General features: G+C 52.9%; 20 protein-coding genes. 2 read left to right on the top strand and 18 right to left on the bottom strand.

What is annotated here, in order from left to right; translation table 11 throughout:
* Window positions 1–4 precede the first annotated feature (4 nt).
* Window positions 5–715 (top strand): nicotinamide mononucleotide transporter family protein, encoded by a 711-nt coding sequence (locus tag CKV68_RS10325; RefSeq protein ID WP_014836169.1) that lies wholly within the window; start codon window positions 5–7, stop codon window positions 713–715.
* 84 nt (window positions 716–799) lie between these two features.
* Here the strand turns inward: CKV68_RS10325 and ppk2 are convergent, their stop codons facing one another.
* The 14 genes from ppk2 to CKV68_RS10255 form a co-directional block, all read right to left on the bottom strand.
* Window positions 800–1,663: a polyphosphate kinase 2 gene (gene ppk2, locus CKV68_RS10320; protein WP_013911113.1), complete on the bottom strand. Its 864-nt coding sequence runs from the start codon at window positions 1,661–1,663 to the stop codon at window positions 800–802.
* Between the two features lie 45 nt (window positions 1,664–1,708).
* Window positions 1,709–2,935 carry a hypothetical protein gene (locus tag CKV68_RS10315; protein ID WP_014836167.1) on the bottom strand — a complete coding sequence of 409 codons (1,227 nt, stop codon included), beginning with the start codon at window positions 2,933–2,935 and terminating at the stop codon, window positions 1,709–1,711.
* A complete protein-coding gene (locus tag CKV68_RS10310) occupies window positions 2,932–3,447 on the bottom strand; it encodes an RNA polymerase sigma factor (protein WP_013911111.1) in 516 nt (171 codons plus the stop codon). The genes CKV68_RS10315 and CKV68_RS10310 overlap by 4 nt, the downstream gene beginning before the upstream one ends.
* Before the next feature lie 144 nt (window positions 3,448–3,591).
* A complete protein-coding gene (locus tag CKV68_RS10305; RefSeq protein WP_013911110.1) occupies window positions 3,592–4,029 on the bottom strand; it encodes a hypothetical protein in 438 nt (145 codons plus the stop codon).
* A gap of 158 nt (window positions 4,030–4,187) precedes the next feature.
* Entirely contained in the window at window positions 4,188–4,511 is a 324-nt protein-coding gene (locus CKV68_RS10300) for a putative quinol monooxygenase (RefSeq protein WP_013911109.1), read from the bottom strand.
* 48 nt (window positions 4,512–4,559) lie between these two features.
* Window positions 4,560–6,374 (bottom strand): ABC-F family ATP-binding cassette domain-containing protein, encoded by a 1,815-nt coding sequence (locus CKV68_RS10295; protein ID WP_013911108.1) that lies wholly within the window; start codon window positions 6,372–6,374, stop codon window positions 4,560–4,562.
* Window positions 6,375–6,387: 13 nt separating this feature from the next.
* Window positions 6,388–7,347 carry a 4-(cytidine 5'-diphospho)-2-C-methyl-D-erythritol kinase gene (locus CKV68_RS10290; protein WP_095076150.1) on the bottom strand — a complete coding sequence of 320 codons (960 nt, stop codon included), beginning with the start codon at window positions 7,345–7,347 and terminating at the stop codon, window positions 6,388–6,390.
* Between the two features lie 8 nt (window positions 7,348–7,355).
* On the bottom strand, window positions 7,356–8,228 hold the full coding sequence (gene rsmA, locus CKV68_RS10285) for a 16S rRNA (adenine(1518)-N(6)/adenine(1519)-N(6))-dimethyltransferase RsmA (protein ID WP_014836164.1): 873 nt from the start codon (window positions 8,226–8,228) through the stop codon (window positions 7,356–7,358).
* Window positions 8,229–8,420: 192 nt separating this feature from the next.
* A complete protein-coding gene (locus CKV68_RS10280) occupies window positions 8,421–9,572 on the bottom strand; it encodes a resuscitation-promoting factor (RefSeq protein ID WP_014525518.1) in 1,152 nt (383 codons plus the stop codon).
* Between the two features lie 337 nt (window positions 9,573–9,909).
* Window positions 9,910–10,752: a TatD family hydrolase gene (locus CKV68_RS10275; RefSeq protein ID WP_013911104.1), complete on the bottom strand. Its 843-nt coding sequence runs from the start codon at window positions 10,750–10,752 to the stop codon at window positions 9,910–9,912.
* A 67-nt stretch (window positions 10,753–10,819) separates the two neighbouring features.
* A complete protein-coding gene (gene metG, locus CKV68_RS10270; protein ID WP_038617979.1) occupies window positions 10,820–12,652 on the bottom strand; it encodes a methionine--tRNA ligase in 1,833 nt (610 codons plus the stop codon).
* A 20-nt stretch (window positions 12,653–12,672) separates the two neighbouring features.
* Window positions 12,673–13,578: a 16S rRNA (cytidine(1402)-2'-O)-methyltransferase gene (rsmI, locus tag CKV68_RS10265; protein WP_095076149.1), complete on the bottom strand. Its 906-nt coding sequence runs from the start codon at window positions 13,576–13,578 to the stop codon at window positions 12,673–12,675.
* Between the two features lie 136 nt (window positions 13,579–13,714).
* On the bottom strand, window positions 13,715–15,244 hold the full coding sequence (locus CKV68_RS10260) for a YkvI family membrane protein (RefSeq protein WP_095076148.1): 1,530 nt from the start codon (window positions 15,242–15,244) through the stop codon (window positions 13,715–13,717).
* Between the two features lie 153 nt (window positions 15,245–15,397).
* Window positions 15,398–17,389 carry a BCCT family transporter gene (locus tag CKV68_RS10255; RefSeq protein WP_095076147.1) on the bottom strand — a complete coding sequence of 664 codons (1,992 nt, stop codon included), beginning with the start codon at window positions 17,387–17,389 and terminating at the stop codon, window positions 15,398–15,400.
* A 395-nt stretch (window positions 17,390–17,784) separates the two neighbouring features.
* Between CKV68_RS10255 and CKV68_RS10250 the strand changes: the two genes are divergently transcribed.
* Window positions 17,785–19,512 carry a dolichyl-phosphate-mannose--protein mannosyltransferase gene (locus CKV68_RS10250; protein ID WP_095076146.1) on the top strand — a complete coding sequence of 576 codons (1,728 nt, stop codon included), beginning with the start codon at window positions 17,785–17,787 and terminating at the stop codon, window positions 19,510–19,512.
* 60 nt (window positions 19,513–19,572) lie between these two features.
* On the opposite strand, the gene CKV68_RS10245 is transcribed toward CKV68_RS10250, so the two are convergent.
* The 4 genes from CKV68_RS10245 to CKV68_RS10230 form a co-directional block, all read right to left on the bottom strand.
* Window positions 19,573–20,256 (bottom strand): zf-HC2 domain-containing protein, encoded by a 684-nt coding sequence (locus CKV68_RS10245; RefSeq protein WP_013911098.1) that lies wholly within the window; start codon window positions 20,254–20,256, stop codon window positions 19,573–19,575.
* Window positions 20,243–20,656 carry a DoxX family protein gene (locus CKV68_RS10240; RefSeq protein ID WP_013911097.1) on the bottom strand — a complete coding sequence of 138 codons (414 nt, stop codon included), beginning with the start codon at window positions 20,654–20,656 and terminating at the stop codon, window positions 20,243–20,245. The genes CKV68_RS10245 and CKV68_RS10240 overlap by 14 nt, the downstream gene beginning before the upstream one ends.
* Window positions 20,657–20,680: 24 nt before the next feature.
* Window positions 20,681–21,859, bottom strand: coding sequence for a divisome protein SepX/GlpR (gene sepX, locus CKV68_RS10235; protein ID WP_029975198.1), 1,179 nt, complete (start codon window positions 21,857–21,859; stop codon window positions 20,681–20,683).
* Between the two features lie 161 nt (window positions 21,860–22,020).
* Window positions 22,021–22,737 (bottom strand): GNAT family N-acetyltransferase, encoded by a 717-nt coding sequence (locus CKV68_RS10230; RefSeq protein ID WP_095076145.1) that lies wholly within the window; start codon window positions 22,735–22,737, stop codon window positions 22,021–22,023.
* Between the last annotated feature and the right edge of the window lie 3 nt (window positions 22,738–22,740).

Here is a 22,740-nt window from a genome sequence, read left to right as displayed (position 1 = left end):
TACTATGAACCCTCTATCACAGCTTCTCGACGCCACCCTCCTCATCGGCGGAGTCCCCATTCTCTGGCGCGAGATCATCGGTAACCTCTTTGGTTTAGCTTCCGCATATGGAGGCATGAAACGCGTCGTCTGGGCGTGGCCGATTGGAATAGTGGGCAACCTATTGCTGTTCACGGTTTTTTTGGGAGGGGTCTTTCATACTCCACAGAACCTAGACCTGTACGGACAAGCTGGCCGCCAAGTCATGTTCCTCGTGGTTAGCGCTTACGGATGGTGGCAGTGGTCTCAGGCCAAGAAACGCGGTATGCGTGAATCGACTGAAACAGACCCTTCGCGTTCCATTGTGAGCGAGCCTGCCGAGGAGTCTTCTGCTGTTCAGCCGCGTTGGGCGAGCAACACAGAGCGCTGGATGATGGTGGGGGTAGCCGTCGTCGGCACTGTTTTCTTTGCGTGGGTCTTTACGGCCCTCGGGTCATGGGGTCCCTGGGCCGATGCATGGATCTTCACCGGCTCAATGCTGGCCACGTATGGGATGGCCCGTGGTTGGACAGAATTCTGGCTTATCTGGATTGGGGTCGATGTTGTCGGCGTCCCTCTCCTACTCGCTGCAGGTTACTATCCTTCGGCTATCTTGTATCTGGTCTATGGGGCCTTTGTTCTGTGGGGGTTCTTTGTGTGGCTCAAGGTTCAGTCCCGCCCCGCTTCTCTCCGCTAGTTCTATAAAAGCACCGACAGCAAGCTTGAGCTTGCCATCGGTGCGATATAAGCACGAGTGTCTTAACAAAGAGACAAAGGCGGATTATTTCTTCTTTTTACGCTTTGTCTTTTTCTCTTCTAACTTCGCTGCTACGTCGGGAACATAACGGAAGTCAGAGCGTGGTGGCCGAATATAGTCTTTATCCTGAGGCGGACGTGTAGGAATCTCTGGCAGAGGTCGGTCAATTTTTTCATAAGGAATAGTGGAGAGAAGGTGGCTAATCACGTTGATGCGTGAGCGCTTTTTATCCTCTGACTCCACGGTGTACCACGGCGCTGAGGGAATGTCTGTATGAATGAACATCTCATCCTTAGCACGCGAGTATTCCTCCCACCGCATAATGGACTGGAGGTCCATCGGTGAAAGTTTCCATCGCCGCAGAGGATCGCTACGACGCGACTCGAATCTCTTAATCTGTTCCTCATCAGATACGGAGAACCAGTATTTCCGCAGCATAATACCGTCTTCTACCAGAAGACGCTCAAAGATAGGCGCTTGGTGCAAAAAGCGACGATACTCCTGCGAATCACAAAAGCCCATCACCCGTTCCACGCCAGCACGGTTGTACCATGAGCGATCAAAGATAACGATCTCTCCAGCGGTGGGGAGCTTTTCCACATACCGCTGGAAATACCATTGCCCTTGTTCTCGCGAGTTAGGCGCGGGAAGCGCCTCAATCCTGCAAGTGCGGGGATTCAAGTACTGTGTTATCCGCTTAATGGCAGATCCTTTACCCGCAGCGTCGCGTCCCTCCATAATCACGACAACGCGAGCACCTGTTTCTACTACCCATTGCTGCATATCTACAAGTTCAGCCTGCAGCTTTTTGAGTTCTTTCTCGTAGGCTTTCTTGGAAAGCTTTCTGGGTGCCTTGGTAGTTTTCTCTTCTGAGCGTTCTTTTGCCATGTGGCCCAGGATACTGATCTCTGTCTGGAATGTGTGCAATAAAAATCAGTGTTGTTCCTGGTTAAGGAAATCTGCGGCACAGGTGATAGGAATAGTCTCGTTGTCCGGGGCTGATTCTTGTCGCCCATAATCCAGGTCTAGTTTTGTATAAACATCCAAGTTGTAGCCACACCGCCGCTTATCGTGTGCGGTGAGAGTAACGGGGAAACTATGAAACTTTCCTTCAGCGCATGTCTCTTTGCAATCATTAATCCACGCAGTGCCGTGCCCTATCGCTTGATCTCCGCCCCATTTATTCCAGGAAATGTCATTAATCGTGTAGTTCCCGTCGGCGCAGCTCAACGACAGATTTTCTGGACCATCGAGACCGCTTACCCGCACACAATCGAGAATTCCGGCAGCGTCAACGGTGGTTTCCACACCAGCATATAAACCAGTGACGCGAACAAGTTGTCCGGTCGCCGGTAGGAGGTCAAAACTCAGCTGATCGCGTTCTCGGATAACCGACACGATTTCATCATCACCTCGCACCCTGGTCTGTGAAGACTTAACATGGGCGAGCTCATTACCGGGGATAGCCGCCAAATACTCATAAAGCTTTTGCTTAACGTGACTATGCACACCAGGAATGAGCAAAAGAGATAACGCACCACGAACTTTTTCTCCATCGCTGCTGCCAAAAGTCTCTCGGATCAACGGTTCAAGGGGCCGAGTATTAACGCTCTCCGGTGAGACCACCGGGGCCGGATTATCTGCAATGGCGGTGAGGGCGACGTCGATAGTGCCCTTGACCGTGACTGTGGGGGTGACGTCCCCCGACGGGGCCACTTCATACTGAGTGATAACTTCCCCCGAGTCATTCTTGTCTACTCGACGTAAATAATCGTTGCTTGTGATTGCCACAGCCGCAGCTTCTGGCTGTTGTCCTACGCTAACCGCGGCTGCTCGTAAAACTTCTGCAGCAGAAGCCTGCGCCGGGTGAGTATCAATAAGACTGGGCAAGGATAGACCGCCGACGGCGATCACAACAACCGCGGCTGCGACAGCAATAAACCTTCGTTGTCTGTTCCCCCATAATCCACGCACGTTGGCTCCGGCAGCACCTTCCGAGTTCATAATGCGAGCAAGATTGTGTTCTGCGGTGGCTTTTTCTGCCGCGGAAAGAGCATGATAGCCATGATCTGGCGCAGGATCTGCTTTCTTCAGAGCATCCGAGAGCTGCCAAGCCAGTTGTTCGTCGGGGACCCCCCGGGGATGAAAATCGCGAGTCATGAGCACTCTCCATGAGAAGTACCAGAAGTACTGTATAAAAGGTTCGCAAGTCTATGGCGAGCACGATGCAACCGGACTCGCGCTGAGTTAGCGGATATTCCCAACACTTGAGCTATCTCTGCAGGCTCCAGATTTTCCCACGCATGCAACGCCAGTATTTCTCGATCGGATAGGTTCAACCGCTCTAGAGCCGAGCAGATAGTAAAACGCTCATCAACTTCTTGCATTGGTGTAGCAGACCCCGAAGACGCTTCTTGCACGGCTCTTTCAATCGCCGCATTTTTGTCACGTACTCGGTAGTGCTCTAAGACCACATGGCGCGCTATGCCATAAATCCAAGGAAGCTCTGTCCCCTTCCTGCTATCCCATCGATTCCAGGCTCGCGTAAACACTTCTGCGGTCAGATCTTCTGCGTTATCGCCGTCTGTCCTCCGCCGTATGTAAGACAGCACTGCGGAATAATAGCTGCGATACGCTGCGCTAAAAGCGTCACGCTTGCGCTGTGTAGTCATGTCATTCCCATAGGCCATGGCGATAGTTCACTGCGCCCTTGAGGCCGAGCATGTACCATTCCAAGAGCACAAAAGAGCTCCTCGGATCATTCCACCGTCTAAACAAGCTTTCCAATGCATCTTCACAGCGCGCGGGTTTTTCTCCTAGAGAGCAGTTGGGGCCATCGAAGCACTGTTTCCGGCATCAGGAAAAGTAGTTGTACTACTTACACCAGATTCGCAGGTCACAGTGACTGTGTGATAGCCATCCGCAGGCCCCGGACCGATCACATTAGGCGCCGTAATATATCCGATGAGCTGGCCCATATCCGCCGCTGGGCTAAGTTGCGTCTCTGCTCCAAAAGAAGTTTTAGCTGTTGCTTTTGTGTCGCCAGGAAGGCATGGTGCTGCAATCATGATCTCGCTGTTAGGTTTTAACAGTCCATCGATGGTGATAGGAAAAGTTGCAGTCATAGCTGGAGCATCCCTGTGTACGGCAGCGTCAGCAGTCGAGTTTTGTGCGTTGTGATAAATAAGTGCACCTCCGGATAGTCCTGCTACGGCTACAGCACTAAGGGCGATGCCTAGGAAGGCTTTTGACATAGTAGAAACTCCATTCTTTGAATACAGCGGAAGGCTTTCCCGCATCTACTATGTTTGTGTCTCAAACCGGCTGTGCATTACACAACAATGCGGTTTTTTTTAAAAAAAGAAGAGCGATAGCCACAGCTACCGCTCAACAAAAAGGCCTCTACCTCAGGCTACTCCACCCGGAACTCCGCCATCTTGTCCCACTCGGTCTTGCCGTCAATATGAACATTGATAATGTCCGGGGTCTCGATGAGGTACTTAGGGGTCTCCTCACAAGCCTTCTTAAAAGCATCTGACTCCACGTGAGCAACGTCGGTGCCATCTTTGAATCCTTCTACCAGCAAGAATTCATTTTCCTTCTCGGGGTTTTTAAACCAATCGAAAAAGAGGTTTCCTTCTTCTGCTCGGCACGCATCCGTGTACCACTGCATCTCATCAAGAAAAGTATCCACGTATTCGGGGCGAACCTTAAATTTCACGTTAATCAAAATCATGGTGCCCCAGTGTAGCCATCAGATCACGTGTCTGCAGAAAGTTCCACGCTATGCTTCCAGCTGCTCGCCAAGCTCCATCCATTCCATTTCCAGCTCTTCTCGCTGCTCATTGAGCGCCCGCAGCTGGGAATCAAGTTCAGTCAGCTTGGCGGTGTCCACTGCTTCTGCGGCTACCGCCATAGCGTTTGTGATCTTCTCAATCTGAGGATCAAGCTTGGCCATCTTCCGCTCAACAGACGCCATCTTCTTATTGATCTCCCGCTCCTGCTGAGAGGTCAACGTGCGCGTAGGAGCGGCCTTATTTTCTTGAGAACCAGCAGATACGCTTCCCAGGTCCACAGCACCGCGAGTCTCCCGAGCCGCCATAGCGTGACGACGTTCCAAGTACTCCTCAATCCCACCCGGAAGATTAGTGAGTTTTCCGTCACCAAAAAGTGCCCACGTGGAATCTGCAATGCGCTCGATAAGGTATCGATCGTGCGAGATCACCACAAGGGTGCCCGCCCATGAGTCAAGAAGCGACTCAAGCTCCTGAAGCGTATCGATGTCCAAGTCATTGGTGGGCTCGTCGAGAAGCAGGAGATTCGGCTCAGACATGAGCACTCGAGTCAATTGCAACCGACGACGTTCACCACCAGAAAGATCACCAACCGGTGTTCGCTGCCGCTTAGCGGAAAACCCTAGGCGCTCGGCTAGCTGAGAAGCCGAAAGCTCCTTCTTTCCCAATTGAATATAAGAAGCTACTTCTTCCACTGCATCAAGAAGACGCAGGGTGGGATCCAGGTCATCCAGCTCCTGTTTCAACCAACCGAGCCGAACAGTGCGTCCCTCAATGCGTTTGCCTTCACTGAGCTCATAGGCTCCGGCTAGCGCCCTCAGCAACGTGGTCTTCCCTGATCCATTGACGCCCACAAGTCCAATGCGTTCTCCCGGCGCGAGTCGCCATGTGAGATCCTGCACCAATGTTGTGCCATCAGGCGTCGCAATAGTGGCATCCTCCAGCTCCACAACCACTTTTCCTTGGCGCTGCTTAGAAAACGCCATGAGCTCTACCTTGTTGCGTAACTCAGGAACATTAGCGATCAAAGCTTCGGCTGCTTCAATCCGGTATCGCGGCTTTGACGTGCGCGCCGGGGCTCCTCGACGCAGCCACGCAAGCTCCTTCCGAGCAAGGTTCTGCCGCCGCTGCTCCATGGCATCAGCCTGACGAGAACGCTCTGCGCGCGCAAAGGTCCAGTCGTTATAGCCGCCCTCGTAGGAATCGACAGTTCCGTCATGTACTTCCCATGTCTGAGTAGCAAGAGTGTCCAGGAACCAACGGTCGTGGGTGACCACGACGATGGCTATCTTTCGTGCAAGGAGATGTTCTGCCAACCATTGAACGCCCTCAACGTCTAGGTGGTTGGTTGGCTCGTCAAGCACCACAAGGTCAAGGTCACGCACGAGTGCGGCTGCGAGATTAACGCGACGGCGTTCGCCACCTGATAGTTGCCCTACTGGGGTATCAAGGCCTAAATCAATAACCCCAATCCCACCGAGTACTTCACGGACTTGAGCGTTCGAGGCCCATTCAAAGGTTTGGAGTCCCAACGGACCAAGGACCACATCGCCTACGGTCTTTTCAGGATCCAGCTCAGCCCGCTGTGTCACCACTGCCATTCGCAAAGTGGAATTGTGGCTCACACGCCCAGAATCTGGTGGTTCAATTCCGGTAATCACTTCCAGCAGCGTGGTTTTTCCTCCGCCGTTAAGGCCCACAACGCCGATGCGATCGCCGGTTTGAATACCCAGGCTCACGTCTTTGAGAAGAGTGGTAAGTCCAAACGATTTAGAGACATTTTCCAGGTTTATCAGGTTTGCCACTAGTCTTCTTTTCCTATGGGCTCGTTGTGGTGGACAGGGTAGCGCCTAGCGCTGGGCCAGTTGCGGTCGCGGATGCTCCCACAAGTCGCAGCTCTGCAGCTACGTCCTCGGCGCTTTGAGCGTCCGAACAAAGGAAGGCACAGGTGGGACCGGATCCGGAAACAATCCCTGCCAATGCACCTGAGGCTTTACCTATCTCCAAGGTCTTTCGTAAACCTGGCTGGAGAGAAAGAGCTGCCGGCTGCATATCATTGTGCAGATGTTCAGCTACCTGATAGGGATCTCCGCTGATCAACGCTGCAGTCAAGTCATCTACGGACAGATGCGGCGTGCGTTGCATCTGGTCTAGTTTGGCAAACACCGCAGGGGTACTAAGGCCTTGCGCGGAAAAAGCCAATGCCCAATGGTACTGACCTCGCGACATAACGTGGACCAGGTTTTCTCCACGCCCAGTTCCTAGTCGTGTGCCGCCTAAAAGAGTAAAAGGAACGTCTGATCCTAAAGCGCTGGCCATGGCGAGCAACTGCTTATCGGTTGGTTTTACCGTGACGTATTCCTGCATGAGCCGAAGCGCCGCGGCAGCGTCTGCAGACCCCCCTGCCATACCGCCGGCAGTAGGAATCCCCTTTTTTAAATGCATCCGTACTTTATTCAGAGGTGGGCCGCCTCCAGAACGATGGAAAGCATAGACCATATTGGCAGCTTTCCACGCAAGATTACTGGCGTCGGTGGGAACTCCTTCAGCTCCACCGGCATCAAGCTCAGCTACGATTCCAGGCGTTTGATCGGTGGCAGTTCCTCGGAGCTCTACACAGTCCAACTCATCTTTAAGGCTTAAGGATTGAAAAATGGTGACAAGCTCGTGATAACCATCGTGGCGCAGCGGCCCCACGCCAAGGTGCAGGTTCACTTTTGAGTGCGCTGTCGCTGTGAGGCGTCTGCCGTATGTGAGCTCAGAATTCTCTTCTACCATGAGTTTCCTTACCCTCGACGCTGCGCTAGGCGAACAAAGTCGGCTACATCGAGCTTCTCTCCTCGCAGGGTCGGGTCAATCCCGGCGCCTAGGAGAGCTTGTTCTGCTGCAACCCCGGATCCGTAGTATCCGCTGAGTGCAGCCCTCAAAGTCTTGCGGCGCTGAGCGAAGGCGGCGTCGATAAGCGGGAAAACCTGCGAGCGTAGTTCATCGCCAACCGGCCAAGGCTGCTCATCTTGAGCAAAAACGTCAATGCGCACGAGTCCGGATTCGATTTTGGGAGCCGGCCAAAAAACGTTTTTCCCGATTGACCCGGCACGCCGCACAGCACCATAGAACGATGCTTTCACGCTAGGAACGCCATACACTTTGGTGCCGGGCTGCGCTGCAAGGCGATCGGCGACTTCCGCTTGAACCATCACTAATACGCGCTGGATCGATGGAAAAATCTGCAAGAAATGTAGCAGCACCGGTACAGATACGTTATAAGGAAGGTTTGCCACCAACGCTGTAGGCTGATCGATCTCTTCTGGAGTTATCTGTAAAGCATCTTTGTGCACCAGGGTAAGACGATCTGCGAACATCGGGGCGCGTTCTGCCACGGTCGTGGGAAGTTGTTCCGCCAAGCGCGGATCTATCTCCACGGCGGTCACGGAACGTGCCGTATCAAGTAATGCCAAGGTCAACGAGCCTAGACCAGGGCCAATCTCTACAACGTGGTCATCGGCAGTAAGGTCGGCTGCAGAAACGATCATCCGAACAGTATTGGGATCATGCACAAAGTTCTGCCCCAATTTTTTTGTTGGTGTGACATCAAGCTTCTCTGCCAGATGCCTAATTTCGGCGGGGCCGAGAAGGCGCGCGTGATCGTTTTCTCCCATGGTCCTACAATTTACCTTCCAATGTCTGGTCACAGGAAAATACTCCCTGTATGCAAGGCATGCCCTTGCTACTAAAACGCGCCAGTGAAAACGCACCAACGCCGCCGGTTCGTGCTTCTTATAACCAGAAGACTAAACCGACGACGTTGAGTCGCACAGTGGCGTGCACGTTGTAAAATCTATTTTTCTACCTTAGCGCAGACCCATCTTGGAAGTGCAGGCAGGCCATGCGCCCCAACCTTGAGCAGCCTGTACTTTCTGCGCAACGGCAATCTGCTGTTCGCGGGTAGCAAGGTGTGCTCGCGGTGCATAAGCTGTGCCGCCAAAACCGGCCCACGTGGAGTCGGTGAACTGAAGCCCGCCAGAGAATCCGTTGCCGGTATTGATGGCCCAGTTACCGGTGGACTCGCACTGCGCAAGTTGGTCCCACACAGAACCGTTGGCTACTGCAGGAGCCGACGCTGCCTTCTTGGTTCCTCGCTTAATGGTAGCTGCAACAGCCGGGGTAATGACCTTTTCATCTATGACCTCGTTGGCGGTCTCCTCACCATTAACCTTGGTCACTTTGCGGGTTACAGTGCGCTCGCCTGGCGTTCCCGCAGAAACTTCGGCTTCTTCCCCCTCCGGAAGTTCCGCATCATCAACGTAGTTCGCAGGCTCACCAAAAGGCTCGTTGGCAACGACTTCTTGGATATCTACGCGGTCGATTTTGACGTCCATGTTCTTGGTCACGGGTGCGTCCAAAGCTGGAGTCACGATGTCATCGCTATCAACCTTGATGCCACGTTCCGCAAGAACGTCCTTGACAGTTGCCGCCGCGATCTGGGTAAAGACCGTCTTTCCCGCATCTGTCACGGAGATGATCTTTGGCGTCACCACGTCTAAAGACAATCCCTCGCGAGGGATCTTGGAGTCCTTGTCCATGTTCAGCGCGGCAGCGGAAAGCGTGGCGTTGACTCCGTCCAACTGCTCAAAGAGCTCTTCGACGGTCGTCGCGTTTGTGGTGAGGTCCTTTTCCACGCCGTCAATGGCTACCGAGACTTGTTTGGACGTCCGAACCGTAATCGTGTCTTGATTGCTGATCTTCTCAGTCAGCCCAGGATAAACGATGTCTTTATCACCAACGGTTACGCCGGCTTTACTTAGCGCTTCTTCTACCGTGTCAGACATGGTGGCAAGAGAAAGTTGTTCGCCATTGACGTCGACGGTGATGTCCTTTTTCACCTGAGTGACGGCGACACCCCCCACCGCTAGGGAGGCCAGAACACCACCCGTTGCTAGGCGCAGCGGAATGGATCTCGAAGAATTGACTCGATTAATTCTCGACTTTTGGCGGGTTCCCACGTGTTCACTTCTCTTTGCTTTTCGACGACATTTCGCACCAGCCACAGCCGGCTTTACTTAGCACTCCGCACATATTTTGTATGTATGGAAATTTTCCATCGGGGGCGAAGCGCATCGATCGGGCTACGTTTCAGTCAGCATCGATCCAACACACGAAAAATAACAATACGGTAACAAGCGCAGCTTGTCGAACTAAAGCGACAAAAAAGTGTGAACTAGTTGATTCAACTCACAAAAATCAAACCACATAGTTCACACCTCCCCCATCGATACCCCAATACCCGCCATATCAGAAGAGCTAGATCACTCACACGCCTTCGCTATGTTCTACAGCTCACTAGGAGGGAATTCCATAGACACGGTGAAAAGTCTCCCGCACTCCGGCAGCGAAATCTTCCACGCTCATGTTTTTAGACTGCGCAGCACACAGTGCCGTATGTCCAATAAACGCCGGCTCATTCCGAGCACCACGATAAGGCTCTGGCGTCATATAGGGCGCGTCCGTTTCAATGAGAATCTGCGATAACGGTGCGCGTCGCACAGCTTCTCGTAATTCATCGTTTCGTTTAAACGTCAGGTTCCCTGCAAAACTCAGAACGTAACCCCGGTCCAATGCTTCCTGCGCCACGGCAAGCGGCGAAGAAAAACAATGCAAGATGGTCTCTTGTGGGGTGGGCGCGTCCGCAAGGATGCGCAGCAATTCCTCATCCCCTTCTCGGTTATGAATCATCAACGCCTTGCCGCTGGAAACTGCAAGATCAATATGCCAACGCAACGCCTCTTCTTGCACTTCCAGACTTGCTGTGGTCTCAGGCGCATGGGTTATCCAATACGTATCAATCCCGGTTTCTCCAATAGCCACGCACCGGGGATCCTGAGCCATCTGAGTAAGCCGCTCGCGCGCCGCCTCATCCAACTCATTGGCGCGGGTCGGATGAATCGCACAGGCGGCAAACACTCGCTCATGCGACTGCGCAGCGCTCAGCGCCAATTCGGCCTCAGCGAGCCCATCCCCTACGGTACATAGCTTATCGACGCCGCCAGCCACCGCCCGAGCCACAATCGCATCGACATCCTCAGACGTGCGGGCTCCGCAAGAAGCAAGGTGCGTGTGGGCGTCGATAAGCCCCTCAAGGCCTTCCACCGGCACTGGTACTGGACGAGGTTTCTTTTTACCCATGCGCACCAGTTTACGACGAAGGCGCCCACCTTCCGCGGTTCTGCGAATGATGGGCGCCTTTACTGGTCTAGTGAGCGATCGGTGCCCATTCTGGGCCAGTCTCTCCTAGCTCTGGATCCAATTTAGCGATCAGCGGCTTAGGCTTAGACAAAGCTGTTCCTGGGACGGCGTCTACGCGCGCCCACCGTGCTTGTTGCGACGCATAGTCACCCATAATCACGGGATATGTTTGACCACTAGCAGGAATGCCCACGCCAACAGGTTCCACTGGCATGTCATCGGCGACCTCTACAATCTGCGGCTTTGCTGCCCACACGCCATCGCGGCCCAATGTCTCGTGCACTTGCTGGGAAATATGCGGAAGATAAGGGGTCAGGAGTACGTTGCAGTCTGAAACCACCTGCAACGCCGTCCACAAAACGGTGGCCAGGCGCTCGCGCTGAGTTTCGTCTTTAGCCAGTTTCCACGGTTCTTGTTCCGCAATGTAGGCATTCGCTTCGCCCACCACATGCATCGCATGAGTAATTCCCTGCTTGAAACGCGAGTGTGCGAGGGCTTCCCCGACGATATCGAAGGCTTCAGCAGAAAGGTTAAGGATCCGTTGGTCCGACTCGCTCAGCTCTCCCGGGGTTGGGACCTCCCCGAAGTTCTTGTGGGCCATGGAAACAGTGCGGTTAACAAGATTGCCCCAGCCGTTGGCTAGCTCATTGTTGACGCGACGAACAAACTCATCCCATGTGAAGTCAGTGTCGTTATTCTCTGGGCCTGCAACAGCGATGAAATATCGCAGTGGATCCGGACCGAACTCTTTAAGGAAGTCCTTGACATAGATGACGATGCCTTTAGATGAGGAGAACTTAGAGCCGGACATGGTGAGGAACTCAGACGACACCACTTCCGTAGGAAGGTTAAGCTCACCGAAAGCATGCACCTTACCGGCCCTCGCACCCTTTCCTTGATAGCCCAGAAGCTCAGCCGGCCAGATCTGAGAGTGGAAAGTGATGTTGTCTTTGCCCATGAAGTAATAGCTTGAGGCTGCGGGATCAGTCCACCATGACTTCCACGCATCTGGGTTTCCAGTGCGATAAGCCCATTCAATCGACGCAGAGAGATAACCAACAACCGCGTCGAACCACACGTAGAGCTTCTTAGCGCCGTTGTCTTCCCACCCTTCCACTGGGATAGGAATTCCCCAATCGATGTCACGACTCATGGCTCGTGGACGTAGATCTTCCAAGAGATTCAAAGAGAACTTGAGCACGTTCGGACGCCAATCTTGGCGCTCCTTAAGCCAATCAGCCAGGGCATCTGCCAAGGCAGGAAGATCAAGCAGGAAATGCTCAGTCTCAATAAATTGTGGAGTTTCGCCGTTGATTTTTGAGACTGGATTAATCAGATCTGCCGGGTCCAATTGATTGCCGCAGTTATCGCACTGATCGCCACGCGCCCCGTCTGCTCCACAGATGGGACATGTTCCCTCAATGTAGCGGTCAGGAAGCGTACGCCCGGTAGAAGGAGAAACCGCACCCATGGTGGTCTCTTTCATCATGTAGCCATTCTCATAGAGCCCTTTAAAGAGCTCCTGCACAACCGCATAATGATTTCGCGTGGTGGTGCGGGTAAAGAGGTCATAGGATAGCCCCAGACCTGCGAGGTCTTCAACGATCTGTCGGTTATACCGATCAGCGAGTTCTTTGACAGACACTCCCTCTTTATCCGCCTGCACCAAAAGTGGCGTACCGTGCTCATCCGTGCCTGAGACCATGAGGACGTCCGCTCCGGACATTCGCTGATAGCGAGCAAAAACGTCGGAGGGGACACCAAACCCTGCCACATGTCCAATGTGGCGAGGTCCATTGGCATAAGGCCAAGCAACAGAAACGAGCACACGGTTAGTCATGGTTACTTACCTTAATTTATCTATGCCCGTCCGCGTGATTCGAGGACCGCATCATAGAGTTCTTTCTTACTCACACCATGTTCCTGAGCCACAGTTGCGCTTGCTTCTTTTAGCCGTTTACCTGCGCTAACAAGATTTTCCACGAGATCTACAATCTCACGAACATCCGTTACCTCTTTCTGTCGCGCCCCCTCAATGACAACGCTGATTTCTCCTTTCACACCAGCGCTAGCCCACTGAGCAAGCTCCCTTAGCCCACCTCTTTTCACTTCCTCATATGTTTTAGTCAGTTCTCGTGTCACTGCTGCACGACGATCATCGCCAAGAATCTCTGCTGCAGCGGCGAGAGTGTCTGCAATACGGTGTGGAGACTCAAAGAAACACACCGATCGTTTTTCGTTTTTCAATGACTCTAACCAGGATTTTCTCTGCCCTTGCTTGCGTGGAGCAAAACCATCAAAGGCAAAGTGCCCCACGTGCAGTCCCGATAGCGCTAAGGCCGTAGGAACAGCCGAAGGCCCCGGGAAACATGTCACAGGAACCCCAGCCTCATGTGCTGCTTCCACGACGGGAAAGCCGGGGTCTGAAACGATAGGCATTCCCGCATCTGTGACCACTACTACTGATTGCGTCCGAGCTAGATCCACAAGGTACTGAGCACGATCCGACTCATTGTGATCAAAATTGCTCACGACCTTGCCGGTAATCTCCACCCCTAGTGCCGCTGCTAGAGCACGAGTCCGCCGAGTGTCTTCTGCCGCAATCACATCAGCTTGAGCCAATGCCTGAATAAGTCGATATGAGGCATCCCCGATGTTTCCCAGAGGAGTAGCCACCACAATAATCCCACGAGGTAACGGTGCTAGAGCATCCCATATAGCTGATGCACTCGACGCAATCTGAGAAGTCGGTTCCTCAATACTCATGCTTCTTAGTCTCGCACAAACCACAGATTTTTCCGCTTCTTCCTACTGAGACTCTCCCCGTACATACAGCAACGGCCTCATCTGATCCCGTATAGGAAGATCAGATGAGGCCAATGACTTTTAGTGTCCTGCGTTTTTATACCGTAGGCAACGTTGTTTTTGGCGCATCAGTTTCGGGCGTTTCTTGAGGTGAATCCTCAGCATCTGGTTCTGCCGGAACCTCCACAGACGATTCCGTTTGGGAATCTTCCTTGTCCGCTTCTTGCTCCGGTTCGTGGAAAGTACTCAGGTCTTCCAGCTCGCTCATGGGACGAGCATGCGATGGCAATCCCAAAGTGGTCTCTTCCACGCTGATAGTGGAATCTGTAAATTCCACTGGCTGATAAGAAAATTCGTTATTTTCCTCAAACAGCTTTTCTGCAGATGTCTCGGAATCTGGGGCGGATTCATCCACAAATTCATCCCGAAGACTCTCTGTGAGCTCTTCTCGCTCCAGGTTGGATTCGGTGGTGTAGCGATCTAACAAGCGAGCTTGCTTGGAACTAAATCGCTGAGTTGGGTCCAGCTTCCTACGGAACAGGTCATGAATTTTTTCACGACGCTCGCGTTCCTCACGGATCTTGGCAAACCCGCGTATCCATGCACCAGCAACAACAACCACAAGAAGAATTCCTAGGTATCCCAGCGTGGGGTATACCAAACCAACCAGCTTTTTAAAGCCTAGGAAGGACATACCGAAACCGACGAGACAAGATAGCACGTAGAACAGGTAGAACCGCTTCTGGTGCTTAGCCGTCAGGCGTTTGGCAAAGGCATAGAACAAGCCTAACGTGGTATTGAAAATCATTCCGATGATAATGAAGGACATGATCGTGCCCAGAATCGGATGAATCTCATTGACAATGGTGAGCATAGGGACGTCGTCGCCCGCGACCTTGTCTGCGGAACGGAACAGTGCCAGCGCAGCGAACGTCAGCATAACGCCAAAGACCAGGCCGCCAAGCAGACCACCAAGACCGGCTGCATGGGTGTCAAAACTATTGCCTCCAATGATGATGGCCATGGAGACACCCATCATGAGAGCTAGGCCAACGTAGTTCAAAGCAGACAACGTCCAGTGTGGCGTAGCACCGTTAATGGTGGAGGCGGCCGCATTGAGTGACTCCGTATCAGCGTCGCTAGTGGCCAGTGCATAGACAATTGCAATGCCCGCAATGATAATAATCAACGGGGTAATCGCACCGATAACGTTGGTGATCTTGTCTACGTCGAGAAGCCCAGCTAGCAGCACGAGTACCAGCATCAGTACAGTTCCTACCCAGATAGGCAGCCCAAACTGTTGGTTGAGGTTTGATCCCGAACCCGCAAACATCACCACACCTGTGGCAAACAGCGTAATAAGCACTGAGATATCCAGGATACGGGCAATAATGGGGTGCGAAATGCTGGTGAGCACTGAACCGTGGTCATTAGCAAGGAAGTAACTACCCAGCTGGATAGAGGCCATACCAGTCAGCGCCATGATCAGTCCAGCAAGTGCCGCACCTATGATTCCCATCGTTCCAAAGGCCACAAAGTACTGAAGCACTTCCTGCCCTGTGGCGAAACCCGCACCGATAACGATGCCGACAAAAGCCATAGCGATGGTGATTGATTTTTTGAGCATGGTGAAGTGCTCATTCCTTTCAGCAATGATAAAAATTTCCGCTCACATGCTGTATGTGCATCGGAAAAGCATTCTTAGTGCGGCACTATATGCGCGCGCAGGCGTGGGAGGCGGCGAACTCTATCGTTCATGCCGCCCCCTGCGCAATGGGTTTTACGAGGTTTTGGAGGCTTTGGCAGCAGGTGTGCGCTTTTTATCATGGCGCACCTTGCGTTTCACTTGTGCACGTCGTTTCTTCTCATGCTCAAGGTGAATTCGACGCTCGCGGGCAAGACGCGAAGCAAACCGCTGCTGTTCACGATAATCAAGGTAGATTTCATCGTTACGCAAATCTTTGAGGATCGCAAACATAAGCAACACTATGACGATCAGGAACGGGCTAGCAGCGATAATCGTAATGTTTTGCAGATTGCTCAACACATCGTCGCCACCGGTGATCAACATAGTCATTCCGATCAATGCGACCAAAATGCCCCAGGCAGCAGATACATACTTATTGGCATCGGTCTGTCCGCTCTGGCTCATGGACCCCATAACGGTAGACGCGGAATCTGCAGAAGTAATAAAGAAGGTTGCCAACAAGATCACTGCAATTATTCCGGCGATCTGACCGCCTGGCAGAGAATGCAGTAGGTCAAAAAGCTGATATTCCGCAGAGCCGTCGCCATAGATGGATTTACCCTGCTGCTCCATGTGAATAGCTGTGCCACCAAAAATGGCAAACCAGACGATGGACACCGCAGATGGGATGAGCGTAACGCCAAAAATGAACTCACGAATCGTGCGTCCGCGAGAAATACGAGCCAAGAACATTCCCACAAACGGGCTCCATGAAATCCACCAGGACCAGTAGAAGATGGTCCAAGATCCTAGCCATTCTCCTGCTGTACCGTCAGCGGATTCTGCAGTGCGCCCAATCATCTCAAAGAAATTAGATAGATAAGCACCGATCGATCCAGGAATAAGGTTAAGAATAGTAACCGTTGGCCCCAGCACGAATACAAAAAGCGCTACTAAGGCTGCCAACACCATATTTGTGTTGGAAATATATTGAATGCCCTTGCCTACGCCAGACATCGCAGAGAGCAAATACGCCAAGGTAAGCACGGAGACAATAGCGATAATGGTGCTCATACCGGGATTAGTGATCACGCCCGCGGCGTCTAGACCAGCGCTAATCTGTGTAGCGCCAATTCCTAGAGAGCAGGCCGTACCAAAGATCGTGGCGATAATCGCCAAAATATCTACGATTCTTCCAACCCAGCCCTTTGCTCCTTTTTCACCAATCAACGGGGTGAAGGCAGAGCTCAACAGCTGCCTACGGCCTAGTCGGAACGTGCTATAAGCAATCGCCAGACCAAAAATGCCGTAGATGGCCCAAGGGTGCAGAGTCCAGTGCAGCAACGTGGTGCTCATAGCGTGCCCCACGTGGCGCGGCTCATGGTTGGGAACACCGTTGAGGTAATTGCCCAAAGGCTCCGAAGCCCCATAGAACATCAGACCGATTCCCATACCCGCCGCAAACATCATGGCTATCCATGAAACGGTAGAGAATTCTGGGGCTTCATCGTTACGCCCTAGTTTGATCGTGCCAAAGTTGCTGACTGCAATCACTATGGCAAAAACAAGGAAAACCGTGGTGAAGAAAATAAAGGCCCAGCCAAAGTCGCTCACAACAAAGCTCAGCGCGTCACTGGCAAAGGTGGAAAAGCTTGAGGTGCCAAAGATGCCCCACAGCACCACGGCAAGGACGATGACAAAGGCCGGGATGGTGACCTTCCAGTCAATTCGGGCCTCTGAATCTTCTCCCTCAAATGTGATTTTTTCTTCGGGTAGGTTCGAGGCCGCGCTGATTTTGTCTTCACCCGAGATCATCGCTGCTAACTGTGCGGTCGCACTAGTCGCACCTGCGGAGTTCGACTCATTATCCTTTCCGCTACCACGCCCAACCGCTTCTGTTGTTGGATTCGTAGCGTTGTGGTTTTGGTCGGAAGAATCAGCAGTGATGGATGAATCTGAGTGATCCACCGAAGCACCTGATGTCTCCTCTGGATCAGGGCTCTGCGCCAAAGTACTCGCAGAACCCTGTGCGCTGCTGTGATCAACCGCGCTATCCTTTGGATCAAAATGTTCGGAATCGGTCATATATCCATCATGTCTGTTAAATTTTTCGAATCAAATGCATAGGGCCGTAATACCCGGACTTACGCGAACGATAGGCCTGAAAGGGCCTCTCTCCGCACCACTACAAAGCCCCAGTAAGACACCTAAAAAACAGCGGTTATGACATTTTCGCAAATTACAAAATGGTAACAATTCCTGCCGGCTCTAAGAAAAGCCCGTTTTCCGGACAAACCCGGTCGTTTTTTGGGGACCACCCAACAGTTCTTTTCTCATGGGCACAGCCATAATCCCAAGAAGTTCATACCAGTTCTCCTACTTTCTCACCCCTTAGTTATTGACATGAACGTGACACGATCCCAGACTGGGATGAACAGGCGACCTTTAGTTCTGTTACCTATGCGCAATAGAATGTCTCCGTGACCTCTCCTAGAAATCATGCAGATGATCGCGACTCCGCAGCACCGCATCCTCCGTCAGGAACACATCCACACGACGATACGGGCTGCCAACACGATGCGACTGCCACAGGAGTGCTCGATAACGATCCAGCGATAACAACTGGCTCGACGCCTCCGAAGCAACGTCGAAAAGCTCTTTTTCCCGGCAGGTTTACGCATTTTCCCGCTCCCTCTCCGCGGCGCAGATATCGTTGGAGAAGGATCGATACGATCTCCACGCTCATCATTGCTGTTTTAGCCTTGGTGACACGATTTTTGGGAATTACGACCGCTACGGCTTCCCATACCCCGGTGTTTGATGAGAAACACTACGTGCCCCAGGCCTGGGACATAGTGAAATCTTGGATTAACCCCATCACTGGTGGCATCGAGTCGAATCCTGGTTACGGGCTCGTAGTGCATCCCCCTTTGGCAAAGCAACTGATAGCTATCGGCGAATGGCTTTTTGGTTATTCTCCTATGGGTTGGCGCCTCATCCCTGCGCTCTGTGGCACCGCTGTAGTGCTTCTCACTATGGCGATCGCTCGGCAGTTGAGCGGCTCGCCTTTTGTAGCTTTTTGTGCAGGTCTCCTTGCAGTTGTGGACGGTGTGCTCGTTGTCACTTCACGTTTTGGGATGCTCGACATCATCCAGGTCCTCTTTATCGTTGCCGCTGCCTGGGCGCTGATTCGCGATCATCAGCAAATGGAAGATCGCATGTATCAAGCCTGGTCTGCAGGGTTGCTCGCTGATCCTGGGGTCCGGTCGGGGTTTCGCTGGTGGCGGTTCGCCGCAGGCGTCTTCCTAGGTTGCGCTTTGTCAGTAAAGTGGTCCGGCCTGTACTACATGGCTTTCTTTGGGGTCATGATAGTTATCCTTGATGCTTTTCGACGCCGCCGCTACGGGGTGCGTCACCCCTGGAGCGAAGCTACGCTTTTCGACGCCATCCCCTCTTTCCTATCGCTGGTCATAGTTCCCGTAGCGCTATACGTGTGGAGCTGGAGGGCCTGGTTTGCATCCGAAACCTCTGTGTACAGGCACGCTGCTACTGATGGCACCATCGAGACGTCGAGCTGGTTGCACCATCTTCCTGAAGCCATTGCAGGGTGGTTGTATTACCACCAGAGCGTCCTGGCGTTCCATGCCTCGCTCACCACATCCAACGGACACAGCCACCCTTGGGATTCCAAACCCTGGTCCTGGCTCGCAGCAACACGCCCGATTTTGTATTACTCCTCCACGAATATTCAGTGTGGAGAAAACACATGTCGCCGGATGATCTATCTTTTTGGCACGCCTGCAATTTGGTGGCTGACAGTACCGATTTTATGCTGGGCGCTCTGGCGCATGGTAATTCATAAAGATCTGCGCTTCCTCATTCCTTTTGTGGCGTTCCAAGCGGGGTTCCTCCCATGGGTAGCAAGCTATGACCGACAAATGTATTTCTTCTACGCCACAGCGCTCGTGCCTTTTACCATCGTTATCATTTCTCTTACTTTGGGTACGGCCTATGGTCGAGGCGCCGAACTTCAGTGGAGAAAGCTACAACGCATCGGCATCCCCCACCTCACGGTCGGGTCACTCACAGTAATTCTTTACTTAGCCCTCGCCGTAGCTATGTTCTGCTGTTTCTCCCCTATCATCTACGGAATCCGCATCTCTGACAGCTACTTTAACCAGATCATGTGGTTAAACAGCTGGCGATAAGACAATAAAAGACCATCCGTACTCCTACTGGTTAGTAGGAGTACGGATGATCTTCCTTTTTTAGGAATGCGGCGAAGCCGTGAGCGATCGTATCCCTTGTGAGACTATCGCCCAGCCTTTATGCGATAACCATGACCACAACAAACACAGCACGGACAAGAAAAGAAGCCCCAGCTGCAACGCAGAAGAACCAGAAAGCTCGCCAAGTATTAGCTCTTTAGCGCTCAATCCAAAGCTAAAAGTCCATAATGCACCGAATAATGGCAGCAGCCCTCCTGTGATACGCGGCTGCCATGCTGCAAAGAAAAGGCCAAAGGCTAAGGCACAGCGGGTAGCGGCAGCCTCCGACAAGAGCCTTTCATGCACGGCATCGATCTGCCCTAATGCATCGTTAGCATGCGCCCCCGATTGGACAAGCAACACTATTGCCCATGCAGCCCACCCCATGCCTACCAGCACCATGGCAACTCGCGCTAAAGCTAAGTTCCAGGCTCTCGTCGCGGCTTGTTGTCGCCACATAGGCTCTACACCGGCCAGGATGGCTTCAGATAAGTCAGGAACGCTCTCTCGTTCTGTCGCATCCCCGAAAGCAAGCGAACGGTTAAAACGAGCAGCATCCTCATAGAACGCACGGCATTCTAAGCACGTAGATAGATGTGCATCGATAACATCATCGTCGATCCCAGTGGGTTCGCCATCGAGCCTAGCGGACAGCGCCGCTTGCACGTGATCACAGGTCAGCACGGGTCAAAACCCCATCAAGACTTGCGCGTCCAGCGCCAAAGACGACAATCATAAACAACGCCACAACCATAACAAGCGGATACTCTATCCCGTTGTTTACAACGAAGAGCCCCTCAGTGAGATGAACAAAATAAAGAGCAGCACACACCAGCAAAGCCAGGGCACCCGCCACAAAAGTGGTCAAGATACCCACGACCAATAGTGAGCCACCCACCAACTCGCTGACCGCGGTGAGATAGGCAGATAGCTTAGGCTGTGGCACCCCGGCCGCGCTAAATTGCCCTGTTGTCTCTACAATCCCTGTGCGGAAAAACTTGTCAAAGCCATGGGCTACAAAAACGAGTCCTAGCACGAGTCTTAGCAGTAAAAGAGCTATATCTCTAACTATCGGTTGATCCATTACCAGAGTGCCTTTGGGGTCAAATTAGCTTACGCGGCGCGGTTGCTCATAATGATTGAGTCCTGAAGGATCGGAATCATTAAGGGGCGAGCGAATGCTCTCAAGGAATTCAAAATCTGGGCTGTCATCATCGATTTCTAGTACAACAGCTCCCGGGCGACGCAGACGGTGCGGTATACCCAGTTCCTCATCAGCCACGTTCCGAACACCTAGACGTGCCCTACGCAACTGTCGAATACGCCGTTGCCGCAAACGCTGCTCAGCTCTGACCTGCTGCCGCAACGCCCAGAGGTAGAAGGAAGCGAGCGCGACAACCACCGCGGTAGCTGCCCATGCCCACCCGCCTACTGAGACAGAAAGGACCAATGCTAGTACCAGGGCTACTCCCAAACCTCCTACGGTACGGCGTCGCCTCTGATAGAGGTCGGCACGTTTACGTGCATCAGCTTGTGGATCCCATCCGCCGCGGGCACTTCTATGAGCAGCAAACTGTATTTCTTCCTCAGTCAGCTCAGAATCGCCAGCTGCTATGTAGTCCTCGGAATCCGCGAAAGTCTCCGCAGTATTGTGCTCAACCAGAAGATATTCCTCATCCTCCACGCCCACGGGAGCAGCAGCAGACTGTGGCGTCTCCGTCGGGTACATGAGATCGTCAGGAGAATAATAGGAGTCATCGATCTCGTAGCGCTCATCCTCCTCGTCAAAGGCCTCAGAGGTTTCTGCGGCTTCACTGGCTAAGGCCGCTGCAGCATCAGCATCCTCTATGGCTTCTTCCACCTCATCTGCCGGCACTGCAACAGAATCATCTGCAGCTGGAATTTCTTTAACTAATTCGCCTTCCACGATCGCTGCATGAGTCTTGTCCTGCTTGGAAGAAAATTTTCCGGCAGCGTTAGTAAAAATAGAACCCAGCGTTTTATCGGAAGGTTCGTCGATCAAGGCATCCTCAACGTCATCCACTTGAACGAGCTCATACTTTTCTTCCTCCTCATGAGAGTCAAAATGATGCGCTCGCACGTCGCTAGACTTTACGCGGGGACGACGTCGCCCCTGCAGCTCTTCGCTTCCCCCCTCGTACACCACTCGGGTGTCGTCGAAGGCCTCGCCGGCCTTTCTAATGGGTTTTTGGCCGCGGAGCAGCCACGGTGCCAGCACAAACAACCACACCAAGACGATGAGGACGATGACCACGGTTCCGGACACGGGGTTTGCCTTTCGATGAGTTGGACGATGTGCAGCGATAGGCCTTGTTCTACTCTGCGCGTGATGCACAACGATAGAGGGAGCGACCACGAGGATGATCGCAGATCACAGTAAGCCCACGTTCAACTTGTAGTCCTTCAGAGTATCGCTTTATCTAGCCACTAGGAGGAGGCGCGCCGGTAACCACGCTTGTTCATCAGGCGAGTAACCGCATCCTGATGAAATTCATCATCAGTAAGTGCGACAAGAAAGTGATCGCGCCACTCCCCAAAAATATGCAAGTTGCGCTGCAGATACCCTTCCTCCCTGAAACCATTAGCCTCAAGAATTTTGCGAGAAGCCACATTTTCCGGCAAGAAAGTAGCCGTCACTCTATGCAGTCCTACTCGCTTAAAAGCATGATCCACTCCCAATCCGCATGCTGCAGTGGCAATTCCTTGCCCTGCGTAGGAGCTATGCACCCAGTAGCCTATCCAGCATTCAGAGATCGCTCCATGCTGAATCCCGCCTAGCGTAAGCTGCCCCACAAATTTTCCCTCAAGCTCGATCGCAAAAGGTACTGCGTTGCCCATGTCCGCAAGCTGTCTCATAGAAAAGAAAAAACTCCGCCACGTGCGCGAGGAGTGCGCAGTTTCCCACGAGTCCACAACTGTAGGCTCTACCGGCTCAAGGATCTCACGGTCAGAAAGCCGCATCATACGCCAGGCGGCACCGTCGCTAAGCTGCAACGGTCGAAGCCGCACCGATTTTTCTTGTGTCTCAGAACTACATGGGAGTACGAGAGTCTCTGTGTATTCACCCCAACCGGGATGCACTGGGTCAACGGGGCCGCGCGCCGGACGGGGCGGGCGTCCAAAGCGGTTAAGCAAAAAGGACATGGG

This window comes from Corynebacterium ulcerans, assembly GCF_900187135.1.
In the GTDB taxonomy this organism is placed as follows: Bacteria; Actinomycetota; Actinomycetes; order Mycobacteriales; family Mycobacteriaceae; genus Corynebacterium; species Corynebacterium ulcerans.
Note: the sequence above shows the minus strand (reverse complement) of the source record. Positions and strands in the feature narration are given on the sequence as shown.